Source organism: Nostoc sp., assembly GCF_036919595.1.
In the GTDB taxonomy this organism is placed as follows: domain Bacteria; phylum Cyanobacteriota; class Cyanobacteriia; order Cyanobacteriales; family Nostocaceae; genus Nostoc.
The window spans coordinates 1-18,180 of the sequence record NZ_JBALCO010000156.1 but is presented as its reverse complement, the minus strand read 5'-3'; the positions used below and the strand labels follow the sequence as shown (position 1 = coordinate 18,180).

Genomic DNA, 18,180 nt, shown 5'->3' with positions numbered 1-18,180 from the left:
TGCGTATTTTTCTGCGCCAGCGTTTTGGTATTGATGTTCTTACTTTTGAACAGCATCCTGTGGCTTAATTCACATAAGGCGTATATGTATAAAAATTTATAAAAATATGAATTTGTATTTGGGTATCGACTTCGGTACATCTGGCGCCCGCGGTATGGTGATTGATGAGGAAGCTTCTTATATCCAGGCTGAGGTACGATATCCCTTCCAGGATTCACCAGCCCCTATTATGCCAAAAATTTGGCAGCAGGCTTTATTTGTGCTGATGGAACAAATACCTGACCAATTGCGGCGAGAAATTAAAGCGATCGCAATTAATGGTACTTCTTCTACCGTCTTGCTGGTCGATGCTGTTGGTAATCCAACAGATGCACCATTGCTGTATAACGATGCGCGGGGATCATTGGTGCTAGAGCATTTGAAGAGTATCGCACCCCCCAATCATACCGTGTTGAGTGCCACCTCCAGCCTTGCCAAACTTTTGTGGATGAGGCAATTACCTTCTTTTAGCGAAGCTAGATATTTCCTGCATCAAGCTGATTGGCTGGCGTTTCTCCTACATGGGTATTTAGGGATTAGCGATTACCATAATGCTTTAAAGCTGGGTTATGACGTGGAAGAGTTGAAATACCCAGAATGGCTAGAAAATTTGCAAATACCGATTCAGCTACCCAAAGTTTTAACTCCTGGGACTCCCATTGCAAAATTGCGTCCTGAAATTGCCGATAAGTTCGGTTTTTGCCGTGATTGTCAGGTGTGTGCAGGTACAACTGATAGTATTGCCGCTTTTCTCGCTAGTGGGGCAAAATTACCTGGTGAAGCCGTGACTTCCCTTGGTTCAACGTTGGTACTAAAGTTGTTAAGTCGTACCCGTGTAGAAGATGCCAGATATGGGATTTACAGCCATCGGTTGGGTGATTTGTGGCTAACTGGGGGTGCTTCTAATACTGGGGGTGCAGTGCTAAAGCAATTTTTCACAAACGCTGAGTTAGAAAGCCTTAGCCGAGAGATTGATGCTTCAATTGCCAGCGAGTTAGATTATTATCCATTATTGAAAGCAGGCGATCGCTTTCCGATTAATGATCCCAATCTAGCCCCACGATTGGAACCACGCCCAGATCATCCAGTAGAATTTTTGCATGGGTTGTTAGAAAGCATTGCCCGCATAGAAGCGCGAGGGTATGAATTATTACAGCAAATGGGCGCAGACAACTTGAGCCGTGTTTATACTGCTGGCGGTGGCGCGGCGAATGAAACTTGGACTGCGATTAGGGCGCGTCATTTGCAGGTTCCTGTAGTAGCGTCAGTGTACACAGAAGCAGCTTACGGAACGGCGCTGTTGGCGATGGGAGGCGGAAGTAAGGGTGAACAAGAGTAATTGTGTAACAATCTTTTCGTAGGTATTTCGTAAATCAGTATCTATCCCAGTGACAATCTACATATCTCGGCCGATACTGTAATTATTAGATACCGGACTATAGATTCCAGGTTGAGCATCTGGGCAGCTATTCGGGGATGGGTGCTTCGCAGCAAGCGAATGTCATCTATCCCCTTTACTAATTACCGGGAGTTTTTGACGCATTTATGTACCAGAAGGAGAACAGCGACGGATTAAGCTTTCGGTTTATACCTTTGACAAAACCCCCGATATTTTTTGGCACATTCATCTAAAGTTTTACACAGTTGTAGAAAAGCCGGATGCCATTGGGTCAATCTATCAACAGTCAATTGGTCATAACTGCCGTAGTTACTGAAATCGTAGTAAAAAACTGCGTCGCACTTGAGCGGTCACTGAGCTTTGTCGAAGTGCGGGCTACGCCAACGCATTTGTTATTTTGGCGAACTCATTTGTTATTTTGGCGTCTCTATAACGCACCCTACGAAACAACTAGAAGAGTTGAAACCTATGTTGGTCATACTTGTGTGTACACCGTAGTGCAAGGGAAGGGGGTAAGATTCAAAGCCTCTTTCCTGAAAGGCTACAGTGTACGCACAAGTCGAATTACCCCTCTTAGTCCCCCCTTGCAAAGGGGGGAAACAGGAAATCTAGTTTCCTCAAAAATCAACGTAACCGAAACTTGCCGATAACTTCTTGCAAAGGGGGAAACAGGAAATCTAGTTCCCTCCCCTTTATAAGAGGGAGGGTTAGGGTGGGGTGATTTGCAAACTGAAAACTCCTATTATTGCTTTGGCGTTACTGAATTAAGGGATGATTTTTGTAGGGTGGGCAACATGAGCATCCCTTGTATATCGGAGCGCTCATGTTGCCTGTCTCACAAAACTAACAAAATCATCCCGCAAATATGCAACGCCATTGCTTTCTTTCATTGACAGTTAGTAGCCTATCCTGATGCTGGAAAAACCTTTAGGTATTTTGTAAATGCGGATGAATGCCTGACGGCAGTAGGCTGCTTTAATCACAGCAAGCGGAATACGGAGACAAAAAAGTGCAAATCACTAAGCGCAACGTTGAGTTAAGAGTAAATGGCAGTTTGATGCGTGTTTATGTTGCGGCTCCCAAAGCAGCAGGAAAATATCCTGGTATTGTCTTCTACAGTGATATTTATCAGTTAGGTGATCCAATGATTCGTCTAGCTAACTACTTAGCAGGATACGGCTATGTAGTAGCAGCCCCAGAAATTTTTCACCGAATTGAGCCAGTTGGTTTAGTGATTGAACCAGACGATCTGGGACGGATGCGGGGTAATGACGATGCGCGTCGAACCTCCGTAGCTGATTATGATGCCGATTGCCTTGCGGTGATTGAATTTCTGAAAGGAGATGCGGTTTCTCCAAATCAAATAGGCACTCTAGGCTTTTGTATTGGTGGACATTTAGCTTTCCGCGCCGCATTTAAAAGCGAAATTCGGGCTTGTGTCTGCTGTTACCCTACTGGTATTCCCAGTGGTAAACTGGGTAAGGAGGTAGCCGATACAATCCAGCGGGTAAGTGAAATAAAAGGCGAGATACTAATGGTGTTTGGTACTCTTGACCCTCATGTGCCAGAAAGCGATCGCCAAACCATAATAAAAGCAATTGAGAATCCTAACATACCTCACCAAGTTTTCTTGTATGAAGCAGAACATACATTCATGCGCGATGACGGTTATCGTTATGATTCTAGTGCTAGCACCGCAGCTTGGTCTGAAATAGTAACTTTTTTGGGGCGCATATTTGCATGAAAACTTCTATTATTGCTTTATTTATGTCAATTTTGAGTTGTCTGCAACGCTAACAAACCAGCACCATAAGCAGGCTCATACCTTGGAAAAATCACCTTTCCTTTAGGAAACTTCTTAACAGTAGACGCTGCAAATCTTTCATGGATATTGCATTTACCCTGCCACACACTTCCTGTTGTGACTACTTCTAAAACTGAGTCAGCACTAAAAATTGCATCAATTACTGTAGATGTAGCTTTTACTAACTCTTTTACAGCATCGTCAATTATACTATTCGCTACTATATCACCTGAAGCAGCTGCAAAATCTACAATTGGTGCTAAAGCAGCTATCTGTTTAACTCCCCATTCTCGCCGATATACTACTTCTATTAAATCTTCTATACTTTCCAATTCAAGATGCTGTTTGAAACCCTTTAGCAAACTTGTTGATATTTCCCGTCCATCATAAGATTTTAATGCTGCGTTCATACCAGCGATCGCAATTTTATAAGCGCTACCTTCATCTCCTAAAATATATCCCCAGCCACCGACTCGCTTGGTATGTCCCTGATGATTTCGCCCAAAAACTATCGAACCAGTACCTGCTGCAACCACAATTCCTACATGCTGACCAATTCCACCAACTAAAGCAATTAAAGCATCGTTACAAATTACAATATTCGCTAGCTGTAATGCCCAAGTAATAGGCAGAGATTTGTTATTCTGCAACTCTTGTACTAAACCTTTTACTACTTCGATATCTGCTGCACGACCTACACCTGCTAAACCCAGGCATATCGCATCAATCTTCACATTATTTGTAATTCTTGCTGTCTCAACCGCATTGTGAATTGCAGATTGAATAGATTGGAGAGTGGCTTCAATACCTATAGTCTGATAATTAGATGGGCCTGCTTCACCACGACCTAGCACTTGACGCAAATCATCTATCAAGACACAAATAGTCTTGCTACCGCCGCCATCTATTCCCAAAACATAACTCATGATTTGTAATAATATTAATTATTCTGACACTTCGGTTATTCTTTTAAAGGTATAAAAAACAGAGCAATCATCCCCGGAATAGTCAGCAAACATACTAAGATAAAAAATAATGGATAACCAAATGCTTTTTGCAGATAACCGCTAATTAAACCTGGTAGCATCATGCCTAAAGCCATAATTCCAGTGGAAATAGCAAAATGAGAAGTTTTATATTCACCTTGGCAGATATACATTAAGTAAACACTAAAAGCTGTAAATCCAAAACCATAGCCAAATTGCTCCAAAGAAACTAAAGGATACACTAATGTTAGCGAAGGTTTGGTGTAAGCCATATATACATAAAATATATCAGGTAAATTCAAAGCTAAAGCCATAGGAAACAGACACTTTTTTAATCCATATTTAGAAATTAGCAAACCTCCTAAAATTCCTCCACAAATCAGGGATATTACTCCAAATGTCCCGTAGACTAACCCGACATCTGATGTTGATAGCCCTAAGCCTCCTACTTCTAGTTTGTCCAATAAAAATAAAGAAACTATCTTGACAAGCATTGCTTCGCCAAATCTGTAGAGTAAGATAAATGCTAAAATAGCTATAATCTTTTCTTGAGCAAAATATGAGCTAATGATTGACCAAAAGGGTATATTTTCCCTAGCTTGTGTTTTTCGTTGGTTATCTGATTCAGGTAAGGGTAAAATTAGGCGATGGAAAATAAAGAGGATTGCTAAAATTAAAGCTGAGAAGCCAATAGCTATAGTCCAACTCAATGGAATGTTGTTGAGAGATACTTCAAGCTGACCTGCTAAAACTACTAATATTCCAGAGCCAAAAATTACAGCCATTCTATAAAACAGTGAGCGAATGCCGACAAAGAAGGCTTGTTGTTCAGGAGATAAAGCTAGCAGATAGAAGCCATCTGTGGCAATGTCATAAGTTGCAGAAATAAATGCTCCTATTGTTAATGTTGTGAGGGATATGAAAAAGAAATTTGGCAGTTGTAAGGAGAAGGCTATCAAACCCAAGCAGCAGAACATGGCAAATTGGGTATAAAGTATCCATTTGCGTTTGGTAGAGTAAATATCGACAATTGGGCCCCAAAACATTTTGATGACCCAAGGTAGATAGAGAAAACTTGTCCACAAAGTGATTTGAGTATTATCTATTCCGAGTTTTTTGTAAAAGATTACGGAAACTGTGTTGATGATGACGTAAGGGATGCCGGAGGTGAAATATAGGGTGGGGATAAATGTCCAAGGGGAGGTTGGTTGATGTTTCATGGGTTTGGGGAACGAACCGCAGAGGCGCAGAGGGCGCAGAGAGATTAAGAGAGGATAATACGTTTGATGCCGTCTTTGAGGAGGGGGACGTTAAAGTTAATCAGGAGAGCAAGGGGGTAATGAGTCATTTTAAGGGTAAGAGAGAACTTGAGCTTCATGGATTGGGGCTAAATTTTGCACAGCTTTTAATTCCACAATTAGACAATTAGCAACCAAAAAATCTAATCTACCCTTGCCTACTTCATGTCCTTTGTAATTTACTGTTACTGACTTCTCAACCAGATGAGGTATCCCGCACCTGAAAAATTCTATAATTAGCGCCTCCTTATACACCTCCTCCAAAAACCCTGGGGCCAACACCCGATGCACCTCAATCGCCGCCCCAATCACCTCGCCCGTAAGCCGATTCATTTCTTCTCCCACCTCTCTTCCCTCTGCGTTCTCTGCGCCTCTGCGGTTCGTTTCCATATAAACCCTCTCTCCAACCCTGTGGCAAAATTTATTAGAGTCCTTCCATACCTAGTTTTCCCCGCATGACCGCAACCGTCCCCAATCTCCCCAGTCTCTACGACCCCTTTTCCACCGAAGCCAAATGGCAAAAATTCTGGGAAGACAACCAAGTTTACAAAGCTGACCCCAACAAAGGCGGCGAACCCTACTGCATCGTCATTCCCCCGCCGAATGTCACCGGCAGTTTGCACATGGGTCACGCTTTTGAAAGTGCGTTGATTGATACTCTCGTGCGCTACCACCGGATGCAAGGGCGCAATACCCTGTGGCTACCCGGAACTGACCACGCCAGCATTGCTGTGCATAGTATGCTGGAAAGACAACTCAAGACAGAGGGAAAAACTCGCTACGAGTTGGGGCGCGATAAATTTTTAGAACGCGCTTGGGAATGGAAGGCGGAGTCTGAGGGAACGATTCTGAACCAGCTACGACGCTTGGGTGTCTCGGTGGACTGGTCACGGGAAAGATTTACCCTGGATGAGGGTTTATCTAAAGCTGTTGTCGAGGCGTTTACTCGTCTTTACGAGGAAGGTTTAATTTATCGTGGTGAATATTTAGTTAACTGGTGTCCAGCTTCTCAGTCGGCTGTGTCTGATGTGGAAGTAGAAAATCAAGAGGTGAATGGAAATCTCTGGCATTTCCGCTATCCCCTCACTGATGGTTTTGGTCATGTAGAAGTGGCAACAACTAGACCAGAAACGATGCTGGGCGATACGGCAGTAGCAGTTAATCCCAATGACGATCGCTACAAACATCTCATCGGCAAAACTGTAACTCTACCAATTCTACACCGAGAAATTCCGATCATTGGTGATGAATTTGTTGACCCTACTTTCGGCACGGGTTGCGTGAAAATAACTCCCGCCCATGATCCCAACGATTTTGACATGGGTAAGCGTCACAATCTGCCGTTGATCAACATTATGAATAAAGACGGCACTCTCAACGCCAATGCTGGGGAGTTTCAAGGACAAGACCGATTTGTTGCTAGAAAAAATGTGGTTTCTCGCCTAGAAGCAGATGGCTTTTTGGTGAAGATAGAAGACTATAAACATACCGTTCCCTACAGCGATCGCGGTAAAGTACCCATTGAACCTCTCCTCTCGACTCAGTGGTTTGTCAAAATTCGCCCCATAGCTGACAAAACCTTAGAATTCCTCGACCAGCAAACTTCTCCAGAGTTTGTCCCTCAACGCTGGACAAAGGTCTATCGTGATTGGCTAGTAAAACTTACTGATTGGTGTATCTCTCGCCAATTATGGTGGGGACACCAAATTCCTGCTTGGTACGCTGTCAGTGAAACGGATGGGCAAATTACCGATAACACGCCGTTTGTGGTGGCGAAATCGGAAACTGAAGCTTGGGAGAAAGCTAAAGCGCAATTTGGTGAAAATGTCAAGCTAGAACAAGACCCAGATGTACTAGATACTTGGTTTTCTTCTGGACTCTGGCCGTTTTCAACTTTAGGCTGGCCGGAACAAACTCAGGATTTAGCAACTTATTACCCGACTACTACTTTGGTGACAGGCTTTGACATCATCTTTTTCTGGGTTGCCAGAATGACAATGATGGCTGGGCATTTTACTGGACAAATGCCTTTCCAAACGGTTTACATTCATGGCTTGGTGTTGGATGAAAAAGGTCAGAAGATGTCTAAAACCAAAGGTAATGGCATTGACCCGTTGTTATTAATTGACAAATATGGTACTGATGCCTTGCGCTACACCCTAATTAGGGAAGTGGCTGGTGCTGGACAAGATATCCGCTTAGAATACGATCGCAAAAAGGATGAATCGGCTTCTGTAGAGGCATCCCGCAACTTTGCAAATAAGTTGTGGAATGCTGCCCGGTTTGTGATGATGAATTTGGATGGACAGACGCCGCAACAATTGGGGAACTCAGTCGCTACTGAATTGAGCGATCGCTGGATTATCTCGCGGTATCATCAAGTTGTCAAACAAACTACCAATTTCATCGACAACTACGGTTTAGGGGAAGCAGCAAAGGGATTGTACGAGTTTATTTGGGGTGATTTCTGCGATCAGTATATTGAACTGGTGAAATCCAGATTGCAAGCAGATGCCGATCCAGCATCGCGGCGGGTAGCACAGCAAACCCTTGGCTACGTACTGGAAGGGATTATGAAACTGCTTCATCCCTTTATGCCTCATATTACCGAGGAAATTTGGCAAACTCTCACCCAACAACCAGAAGATTCTCGGCAAACTTTACCGTTACAAATCTATCCCCAGGTAGATGCAAACTTGATTGATTCAGCCTTAGAAGAACAGTTTGAATTGCTGATTGCGACTATCCGTACAATTCGGAATTTGCGTGCTGAAGCGGATATTAAGCCAGGGGTAAAAGTGACAGCGAATTTGCAAACTGAAAGTGAGAAGGAGCGGGAAATTCTCACTGCTGGACAGTCTTATATTAAAGATTTGGCTAAGGTTGAGACTTTAAGCATTACTGAGAAGCAAGAAAACCAAACTGTTGCTGCTAAAAAACCTCAGAGTGGTTTGAAGATAATTGGCTTAATTGTTGTGGCTTTCCTTGGTAGATTGGGTTTAGCTGTGGCGAATACCATTGATGATACTCCCATCGTCGGAACTTTCTTTGAAATAGTTGGTTTTAGTTACACAGCTTGGTTTGTTAGCCAAAATTTACTAACTGCTCAAGCGAGACTTAGGTTATGGAGACGCTTTTTCCCGCAGAGAGAATTAGAACAATCACAAGAACCAGAAAATGCGATGCCTGACGGCAAGCCGCAAAGCGTCTACGCAGGTGTGATTGGTACAATACAAGTGCTAATTCCCCTTAGCGGCGTAGTGGATATTGAAGCTGTGCGTGCCAAGCTAGAGAAAAGTTTGAGTAAAGCTGAAGCTGAAGTTCAGTCCCTGAGCGCCAGATTAAACAATCCTAGTTTTGTAGATAGAGCTAGAGCAGACGTGGTACAGGGAGCGCGGGACGCTTTAGCAGAAGCACAAAAGCAAACTGAAATTTTGCGCGATCGCCTTCAGGCGTTGTTGTAGGCATCGCCTGCGTGGCTTAGGATAACTGTAATGGGTAATGGGAGTGTCAATAATTCCCAATTACTCATTACCAATTAAATTTATTCCAAATATAAATTTTGTCCTTGTTTTTTATTAAAAATCATTTTTTTAATTTTGAGCGGAGCCGGAGACGTTTCCGTTACTCCAGAGAAGTCGAAGCTCAGGCTTCCTTAGATCAGACTTTGGTGATTTTGAATTTTGAATTGGAGCGAAGCGACTCTCATGCTATATCTAGCCCAGGTGCATAAAAACGATTTTTTAGACCAGCACCAGTTACGCTTGTTGGCGCGTCAAGAAGCTGATAACTTGTGGGCGATAATTCCAGAAGAGGCTTTCATTCTGCTAGGAAAGGTAAAAATTATGAGTGAAAACTTGCTTGTTTTAGTGGAACTTTCCCCTACAGGCGACATTGAAAGACTAGAAGATGCTGCCAACTGGGTACTCCATCTGGTACAAAGCTACCTCACCATCGGCATTACCCCAGAATTTTTGCAGCACGAAGCCGAGCGAGCAGAACATTGGCGACAATCCCTGACGTTGCAAAACCAAGACTTAGCACGGCGTTCCTTAGAATTGGAAGCTCGTCGTGAACAAATTCAAGCCTTAGAAGAAAGCCTCAAACGCGACAAAAATGGTGTGACAGTATGGTTCACTGGTCTAAGTGGTGCAGGTAAAACTACTATCTGTGAATTCGTGGAGAAACAACTGCGGATACATGGATACAAAGTTGAAGTTCTGGATGGCGATGCAGTCCGTCAAAACCTATGCAAAGGGTTGGGTTTTAGTAAAGAGGATCGCCAAGAGAACATTCGGCGCATTGGCTTTGTGGCTCATCTTCTTGCCAGAAATAATGTAATTGTATTGGTTTCGGCCATTTCACCGTACCGCGAAATTCGGGAACAAGTCCGCCAAAGTATTCCATCTTTCATTGAAGTTTACGTCAATGCATCATTAGAAGTTTGTGAACAGCGAGACGTAAAAGGGTTATATAAAAAAGCAAGATCCGGGGAGATCAAGCACTTCATTGGTATTGATGATCCTTATGAAATACCACTCCGTCCTGAAGTCGAATGCAAAACTAACCAAGAAAGCGTTGCCGAAAGTGCAACTAAGGTCTTAGAAAAGCTGAAAGAGTTGGGTTATATAGTTGCTAGAGTGAATAATTTATGAGTTAAAAACTTTCTTTAACTCATAATTTTTACTAAGATGCCAATAATTGCCGAATTAACCTGGCTACAGCCTTTTGCGTGAAGCGGCTGGCAATTTTTTGACCCAAACGTTGGACATCAGAATTTACCAATAACTGGGCAATTTGGGGCGCAAGTTGTACTGGATCAAAGCCTCGTGTTTCTCGGAGAATACCCAATATACGTTTAATATGCTCTAAGGTTTGTTGTTGCTCAACTGTGGCCGCCGGAGTTTCATTAACTGCTGTCAACCCAACGCGTTCTCGCAGCAGATAGGTAAAGTTATGCAAAATATTTTTACCTAAAGCATCAAGTCCGTTAACAGATTCATCTACCAGCTTGTCACGAATGAAAGCACCGCGTTCAGATGACAGAAATTCTATCCCCTGATTCAGCACTAAGTCAAAGTCGTAATCTTGACTCTTACGCGCATTAAGTAACAAGTTTTCTAAGCGATTCCAGCGAAATCTGCCATCTTTAAAGAGCAAATCTTGCAATGATGTTCTTAATTGCGGTGCTGGGTCTGTTAACAGGCGTTTAGAAACGTAGGGATAAGCTTCACTGAGGACTTTAAAGTTGGGATCTATAAATATTGCAATCCCTTCGAGCGTCACCAGAGAGCGAATAATTAAAGCATAGTAGGGCGGTACGCGGAAAGGATACTCATACATCAAAGCCGATAGTTCATCGGTAATGCTTTTAATGTTAAGTTCGGCTACGCTGGCTCCTTGGGCATCAGCAAAGACTCTGGCAAAAGCTGGGATAATTGGTGTTAAATCAGTTTCTGGTGATAAGAAATCTAACTTAACGTAGTCTTTTGCTAATCCTTCAAAGTCGCGGTTGACGACGTGGACGATCGCTTCAATTAAACCATAACGCTGTGGTGGCTTAATCTCGCTCATCATCCCAAAGTCGAGATAAGCCAATTTGCCATCGGTTGTTGCTAACAAATTACCAGGGTGGGGATCGGCGTGGAAAAATCCATGTTCTAGCAGTTGGCGTAGGGAACACTGGACACCCACTTCAATTAGATAACGAGCATCTATCCCTTGGGCGCTAATTTCTTCTGTCTGGGTTAATTTTGTGCCGTTAATCCATTCCATCGTCAACACACGACGATTAGTGTATTCCCAGTAAATTTGCGGTATATATACGTCTTTTATATGACCGTACAACTCGAAAAATCTTTCGGCATTTTCACCCTCATGGATGTAGTCCATCTCTTCAAAGATGCGATCGCCTAATTCATCGAGAATACCAACTAAGTCACTTCTTACCCGCTTGATCTTTTTCTGCGCCCAAGCGGCGAGGTTACGCAAAATATACAAGTCAATTGTGATCCCCTCTCTTAAATCGGGGCGTTGGACTTTAATAGCGACTTCTTCACCAGTTTTTAGCTTACCTTTATAAACTTGCCCCAATGAAGCCGCAGCAATTGGCTGGGCCGAGAGTTCGGCGTAAACCTCTTCTGGAGGGGCACCAAGTTCTTCTTTGATAAACTGGTAAGCAATTTCGTTGGCAAAAGGCGGTAATTGGTCTTGTAGCTTGGTTAATTCTTCTAAGTATACGGGAGGAACCAGATCCGGTCTGGTGGACAAAGCTTGTCCAATTTTGATGTAAGCAGGCCCCAGCTGGGTCAGCAATACTCGTAGCTGAGTGGCTCGGCGGCGGTTATTTTTAACGACAATTCCCCGTTTGCTATCCGACCACAACCCAAAAGCAAAGGATAGAGTCGGCCCCAACACGGCAAAAATCCGCCGTAAAACTTGCACTTTTCTATTTTGGTAATGCGCCGCTATGCCCACAGGATCGTAAAGCGTCTCAGGTTGGGCTGCTGTCCTCACCTTTTTGGCAGCTAAGAGTCTTGGCGATCGCACAACTAAGCTTGGTGTACCATTTTCTTCTGGCACTACATCAATAACGTCCAGTTCGCCTCGGCGATTTGTGCCGTTGCGACTGTCCTCCTGAATCGGTCGGGAACTAGGGGGAAGTGTCTTAACAATCATGAAGAAGGCCACCAGTCAGAACGATCACATTAAGTATTGTAACAAGATGTTCAGAGATTGAGCATTAGGTATAAGCAAAACAGGGCATTGGAATTACAATAATTTTTTTCCAGTTACCAGCGGTTTGCTACACTTAAATGTGCATACTAGTTCAATAGTAGTAGGTATTGCTAGTTGCTGAAATATCATACTTATTGTCCTGTAAGTTAGAAGTATCCGGCATCTGTCCTAACGGAGAATTTGGTTTGATGTTGCTTTGCCTGCGAATTGAAAACTTTGCCCTAATTGACCAACTGGAATTGGAATTTGATGCGGGACTAAATGTGTTGACAGGTGAAACCGGGGCTGGGAAATCGATTATTTTGGATGCCATTGATGCCGCTTTGGGTGGCAAAGTCTCTAGTCGAGTGATTCGCACGGGAACAAGTCGGGCAATGGTAGAAGCTACTTTCACCTCAAACGCCCCCCTAGCAGCTTGGTTGAGTGAACAGGAAATAGATTTGCTTGATGAAAATTCCGTAGTCATTAGTCGAGAAATCACAGCCACTGCTAGTAATGTCCGCAGTCGATCGCGGGTGAATGGCGTGCTGGTAAATCGGCAGATTATGGGAGGAATGCGCGATCGCTTGGTGGAAATCACAGCCCAAGGTCAAACGGTACAAGTGGGACAATCTGCCCAAGTCCGCGACTGGTTAGATTTATATGGCGGCGACTCCTTGATGCAGCAACGTCATAAAGTTGCCACCAGCTTCAGTACTTACCAACAGGCGCATTTAGCATTAGAAAAACGCCGGACATCAGAACGGGAACGGTTGCAACAATTCGACTTGCTCACCTATCAAGTGCAAGAATTGGGAACAGCCAATCTCAGCGAACCGAATGAATTGGAACAGTTGGGACAAGAACAAGAACGCCTAAATCACGTCGTTGATTTACAACAGATGAGTTACAAAGTTTACCAGGCTTTGTATCAAAATGATAATGAAACCCCCGCCGCCGCAGATTTATTGGGAGACAGTGAGGCAACATTAAATCATATGGTAGAATATGATACCCAACTGCAACCCCTATTGGAATTGGTGAGAGACGCGCAAGCTGCGGTAATGGAAGTGGGAAGGCAGATTAATGCCTATGGGGATGGTTTGGAAGCCGATCCCCACAGGTTGGAAGAGGTGGAAGAGCGCGTTCGGGAATTAAAGCAAATTTGCCGCAAGTATGGGCCGACACTAAAAGAAGCGATCGCCTATTACCAACGTATTCAAGGGGAATTAGCGGTACTTAACGACAGCGAACAATCTATTGAAAACCTAGAACAGCAAGAAAAGGGGTGTTTTGAGAAACTCACCCAAGCAAGTAATCAGTTAACTCAACTGCGGAGTAAGGCGGCTGCTAATTTAGAATCACGTTTGATAGCTGAACTCAAACCCCTAGCGATGGAAAAGGTAAAGTTTCAGGTTGAGATCATGCCAGCTTCCCCAACTGCCACCGGAGCAGATAAAATTACCTTTATGTTTAGTCCCAACCCTGGAGAACCATTACAACCTTTAACAGAAATTGCCTCTGGTGGGGAAATGAGCCGCTTTTTACTGGCTCTGAAAGCTTGTTTTTCTCAGGTTGATGTGGCTGGGACAATGGTATTTGATGAAATTGATGTCGGGGTTTCGGGAAGGGTAGCCCAGGCGATCGCTGAAAAATTACACCAGTTAAGTCAACGCAACCAAGTATTGTGTGTTACCCACCAGCCTTTAGTTGCGGCAATGGCCGATCGGCATTTCCGCGTAGATAAGCAAACTATCAATCAAGGTAAAGGTAAAAAAACTAACAATGGCAATGTTGAACAGCGTACCGTTGTCAGAGTTACGACTTTGGATAATTTAACCACTCGCCGGGAAGAACTAGCACAGTTAGCTGGTGGTAAATCTGCAAGTGATGCGATCGCTTTTGCCGAATCTCTGTTATTGCAAGCTGCTAATCATCGCCAAAAAATTAAAAATTAAACATAAATCTACACCGCTGATGGTTCTAGTAATGACTGACCGAGATAACCTCCTTCAGCTTTAACACCAGGTAAAGCGAAGAAATATCCACCACCAATAGGGCGAATATACTCCTCCAAAGGTTCCCCAATCAGGCGATTTTGCACTGTCACAAACCCCTTCTCTAAATCAGCTTGAAAACAAACAAACAACAAACCCATATCTAAATGTCCAGATTTGTCAAACCCGCGTGAATAATTGAAACCACGCCGCAGAATCAAACTCGACTCTGATTTGCGAGGATTAGCAAGGCGGATATGAGCATTTAGAGGAATTTGTTTACCTTTAGAGTCTTGATCATAATTAGGAATATCTTTCTCGTGTTTCATCCCCAAGGGTGCGCCAATTTCCTTGTTTCGCCCAATAATTGTCTCTTGCTCCTGTAATGGTGTACGATCCCAGCGTTCGACTAAGTTGCGGATCACCCGCACCACTTGATAACTTCCCCCTACTGTCCAAGCGGGTTCACTATTGTTTGGCTGTACCCAAACGATCCGGTTCATCAATTTGTCGTCACTAGCATTTAGATTTGCCGTCCCATCTTTAAAACCAAGCAGGTTACGCACCGTAGATTTGCCTTGTTTTTTGTGGGTATTCGGCGGCAGAAACCCCGCTATTTGCCAACGCAAAGTGAGCAAGTCAGGTAAGTTCTTAATGATGTCACGTAAAGCGTGGAGATTCGATTCCTCAGTATTCGCACAGAATTGCAAGAGTATATCCCCATGACATAAATCTGGGTCAAGCTGGTCATTGGGAAAATTGGCCATAGTATCTAACCGCTTGGGTTTTAAGTTGCCGAATCCAAAGCGGTTGTCGAATAGTGAGTTACCCACAGCTAGGGTGATTGTCAGGTTATTGGGAGCAATCTCTGGGCCCATAATCCCAGAATCACTGGGTGGAAATTTGGGGTCGCGCGGCTTGGGTGTTCCCCCTGCCATGAGAAACTGGATGCGCTCAGTTAAAGTTTTGAACAACCGCATTAAATCAGCTTTATTTGCAGCAGTTGTATCAAATGCGACCATTAAACCCGCAGCAGGAGTAGGGGTAAGAATACCTGCTTGGTGAAGCCCAAAGAACGGTACGACCTCTTCAGATGGATCAAGAGGTGTTCCCAGAAGAGTCCGATAACCCAAAGTGGTCAAAGCTGCTACTCCACCTGCTGCTGCCATGCCAATTAACAAGTCACGACGGCCTAGCTTGGGAGTAATGCGTAAACTTGGTTGCTTTGTAATGGACATAATTTACTCCTCTAGGAATTCTTGATCAATTAGTTAACGCCCAGAGTGCCACGCAGCTGAGACAAATCTTCAGCAAGGGCAGCGACCGCTGTTTTCATGTCTTTCTTGTCTGGTTCACTTACCTTATCGTAGGTAGCAAAACCACCATCAGGGGTTTTGTATTTAGCAAGTTTTTGGTCAACTTTGTTGAAATTTGCATCCACACGCGTTAATAAATCTGGATTGGCTTTTTGGATCACGGGGCGCAATAACTCCACAATCTTTTGCGAACCATCTACATTAGCACTGAAGTCCCATAGGTCAGTATGGCTGTAACGGTCTTCTTCTCCAGAAATCTTGGTTTTACCAACTTCTTCAATCAAGTCAGCAGCACCGCCGACCATATTTTTTGGTTCAATGGTCAAGGTGGCAATGCGCTTTTGTAAGTCTAGTCCATCTTTCTGTAGCTTTTCGGCAAAAGGTTTCATGCCTTTTGTAGTTTTGTCTTGGAATAAAGCTTTCTCTATGCGATGGTATCCAGTGAATTGTGGGTCAGCCTCTTTTTTGGCAAAGTCATCAGCACGGGAATCCATAGTTTTATCGAGATCGGAGAAAAGTTCAGCTATCGGTTCTGCACGTTCATAGTGAGCATGGGCTGTGGGATAGAGCTTCTGAGCTTTAGCAAGGTCTCCAGCAATCACGGCATCCGTGAAGGGCTTGTTGTCTGCCACTAGGTGGTCAGTTTCTTTGGTGACGTAGACTTTGTATTCGGCGATCGCACCGACTAATTGACCTTGATCTACAGTCCCTTTGGCTTGAGAATTTCCAACTCCAGCTTTGACAGTGATTTTCCCTTTGGGATTGCTGCGTAAACCGCAAGCCATGTCATATTCACCCGGTTCTAGATTGGTTTTAAGTTTTTGAACGAAGCCAGGAGCAATATTTTCCTTTTCCTCAACGACTTTCACCCCAGACAAAATCTCCCACTCCAAAGGTTGGCTGCTTTTATTGGTAAGCACAAAGTTGTTTTCCCCAGATGCTAGTGTCAGCTGATTTGGTTCACAACCTTTATCTGTCACAGCCAAAGCAGTTTCTGGAGAATTTTTAGTAGAGGTATCACTGGCTACCTTAGCTTCTGGAGAATTATTCGTGGAAGTATCGCTTGATTTGTTGGATTCACAGGCAGCTACTGTCAAGGCAATTAGACAGATAATTGTTGAGTACTTTAAAACATTTTTCATTCTTGTATTTTCCTAAAAATTATTGAAGTAGCTAAGAATGGCTTGCTGTAGTCTTTTGTCCAGCCTTATCCCCTAAGAAGAACAGCGACATGGTAGGAATTAGATAGCCAAAATAGGCGATCGCCTCGCTCACAGTCGGGGTATCGTTATATCCAAAAAATCCCGCCAAAAGTGAACCGAGAAACCCGTTCTTGGGAAGTACCCCACTAGCATCAAATATTACTGATTGTAGTGAATTCCAGACTCCGGCTTCATGGAAAGCTCTCACCCCACTTGCTAAGAGTCCAGCAGCAACCACGATAATGAAGACTCCTGTCCATTTAAAAAATCGCTTCAAGTTGATGCGGATACCACCCTGATATATGCCTACACCGACGGCTAGGGCGGCCGCATATCCAAACAATGCCCCCACGGGAGCTTGAATTCCCAAATTTTGCTGAAACGTGGCCAGCAAAAACACTACTGTTTCCAGACCTTCCCGCAGTACTGCAAAGAATGCCATCCCCACTAGTGCTATACCCCATTTATCCCCCGACTGAATGGCAGTTTCAATTTGAGACTGTAACTCGCCTTTAATCGAACGAGCAGCACGGCGCATCCAGAAAACCATCCAGGTGAGAACCCCAACTGCGACAATGGAAATTACCGCTTCAAATAGTTCCTGTTCTTTCTGCGGAAACTCCTGACTGGTTATTTGCAAAATAATTCCAGCACCTAGACAAAGAAAAGTTGCTAGTGCGATGCCAATCCAGACTGACTTCATCAAATGGGTACGTCCAGTTTGCTTGAGATAACTGGCAATGATCCCCACGACAAGTGCAGCTTCAACGCCCTCTCGGAACATGATCAAGAAGGGAAAAAGCATGGATAACCTTATTAGTTATAATTACTATCAAATCATCATGAGAATAATAACTTACTTGAGAACATTTGTATATAACTGTGAGTTAAAAATCTCTAAAATCCTGGAAGAATAAATTTTCCATTTAAATGACAGTCTGTCAAAAAAATATTGCCAACTGTAAATTATTACTCAATTGAACTACGTAAATTAATTAAACAACTCATGCAACGCATTGCAAGAGCGCCAGTCCAGTAGAAGGAGTTGATGTAAAATATAGAATATGGGAGTTGTTGAAATTGAACATTTAGGCTCTCCGTTTTAATGCGATCGCTAAAAATAAGACTTAAATATTTAGCCCAGAATAGGCATTTATTTATACACACATACTTTTATTTTGTCAATAGGTATTAGTAGACAGGCTCTATAAGAGTCGTTTCCAGTGCTTTCGCTTTTGGGAGTTGGATAGTAAAGGGTTAGTTGAACACCTGTGTTTCTCGCATTAGCTAACGTATATCAGCTAGCAATTGGGATTGTGTCATACATCGTAACCGTTCAGGGGGTGCGCCTGCGGCGCACCAGCCAACAATAAGCGTTGTAGCTATTTGACTATAAGGAGTGCTAGCACACAGATGCTCACG

Annotated in this window: 11 protein-coding genes and 1 pseudogene; 5 read left to right on the top strand and 7 right to left on the bottom strand. The window is 43.6% G+C overall.

Annotation, left to right across the window (positions count from 1 at the left end):
* Positions 1 to 106: 106 nt before the first annotated feature.
* Together V7K21_RS23995 and V7K21_RS23990 are read left to right on the top strand one after the other, a co-directional pair.
* A complete protein-coding gene (locus V7K21_RS23995) occupies positions 107 to 1,378 on the top strand; it encodes an FGGY-family carbohydrate kinase (protein ID WP_335177674.1) in 1,272 nt (423 codons plus the stop codon).
* A 1,069-nt stretch (positions 1,379 to 2,447) separates the two neighbouring features.
* On the top strand, positions 2,448 to 3,182 hold the full coding sequence (locus V7K21_RS23990; protein ID WP_335177673.1) for a dienelactone hydrolase family protein: 735 nt from the start codon (positions 2,448 to 2,450) through the stop codon (positions 3,180 to 3,182).
* 26 nt (positions 3,183 to 3,208) lie between these two features.
* Here V7K21_RS23990 and V7K21_RS23985 read toward each other — a convergent pair whose 3' ends face one another.
* The 3 genes and pseudogenes from V7K21_RS23985 to V7K21_RS23975 all read right to left on the bottom strand — a co-directional run bounded on the left by V7K21_RS23985 (position 3,209) and on the right by V7K21_RS23975 (position 5,916).
* Positions 3,209 to 4,168 carry an N-acetylglucosamine kinase gene (locus V7K21_RS23985; protein WP_335177672.1) on the bottom strand — a complete coding sequence of 320 codons (960 nt, stop codon included), beginning with the start codon at positions 4,166 to 4,168 and terminating at the stop codon, positions 3,209 to 3,211.
* A 35-nt stretch (positions 4,169 to 4,203) separates the two neighbouring features.
* Entirely contained in the window at positions 4,204 to 5,448 is a 1,245-nt protein-coding gene (locus tag V7K21_RS23980; RefSeq protein WP_335177671.1) for an MFS transporter, read from the bottom strand.
* 44 nt (positions 5,449 to 5,492) lie between these two features.
* Positions 5,493 to 5,916, bottom strand: a pseudogene (locus tag V7K21_RS23975) (GxxExxY protein).
* A gap of 65 nt (positions 5,917 to 5,981) precedes the next feature.
* Between V7K21_RS23975 and V7K21_RS23970 the strand changes: the two are divergent.
* Together V7K21_RS23970 and cysC are read left to right on the top strand one after the other, a co-directional pair.
* The gene (locus V7K21_RS23970; protein WP_335177670.1) at positions 5,982 to 8,990 is read left to right on the top strand and encodes a valine--tRNA ligase; all 3,009 of its coding nucleotides are present in this window, start codon (positions 5,982 to 5,984) and stop codon (positions 8,988 to 8,990) included.
* A gap of 243 nt (positions 8,991 to 9,233) precedes the next feature.
* Complete coding sequence (gene cysC, locus V7K21_RS23965; protein ID WP_335177669.1) at positions 9,234 to 10,181, top strand: adenylyl-sulfate kinase; 948 nt, start codon at positions 9,234 to 9,236, stop codon at positions 10,179 to 10,181.
* A 31-nt stretch (positions 10,182 to 10,212) separates the two neighbouring features.
* Here the strand turns inward: cysC and V7K21_RS23960 are convergent, their stop codons facing one another.
* Positions 10,213 to 12,204 (bottom strand): ABC1 kinase family protein, encoded by a 1,992-nt coding sequence (locus tag V7K21_RS23960; protein WP_335177668.1) that lies wholly within the window; start codon positions 12,202 to 12,204, stop codon positions 10,213 to 10,215.
* Positions 12,205 to 12,452: 248 nt separating this feature from the next.
* On the opposite strand from V7K21_RS23960, the gene recN reads away from it, so the two are divergent.
* Entirely contained in the window at positions 12,453 to 14,201 is a 1,749-nt protein-coding gene (gene recN / locus V7K21_RS23955) for a DNA repair protein RecN (RefSeq protein ID WP_335177675.1), read from the top strand.
* A gap of 8 nt (positions 14,202 to 14,209) precedes the next feature.
* Here the strand turns inward: recN and efeB are convergent, their stop codons facing one another.
* Genes efeB through efeU form a run of 3 tightly spaced genes read right to left on the bottom strand, consistent with a single transcriptional unit; the run spans position 14,210 to position 17,563 of the window.
* Positions 14,210 to 15,478: an iron uptake transporter deferrochelatase/peroxidase subunit gene (gene efeB, locus V7K21_RS23950; RefSeq protein WP_335177667.1), complete on the bottom strand. Its 1,269-nt coding sequence runs from the start codon at positions 15,476 to 15,478 to the stop codon at positions 14,210 to 14,212.
* 29 nt (positions 15,479 to 15,507) lie between these two features.
* A complete protein-coding gene (efeO, locus tag V7K21_RS23945; protein ID WP_335177666.1) occupies positions 15,508 to 16,698 on the bottom strand; it encodes an iron uptake system protein EfeO in 1,191 nt (396 codons plus the stop codon).
* A gap of 31 nt (positions 16,699 to 16,729) precedes the next feature.
* The gene (gene efeU / locus V7K21_RS23940; protein WP_335177665.1) at positions 16,730 to 17,563 is read right to left on the bottom strand and encodes an iron uptake transporter permease EfeU; all 834 of its coding nucleotides are present in this window, start codon (positions 17,561 to 17,563) and stop codon (positions 16,730 to 16,732) included.
* Positions 17,564 to 18,180: the final 617 nt, after the last annotated feature.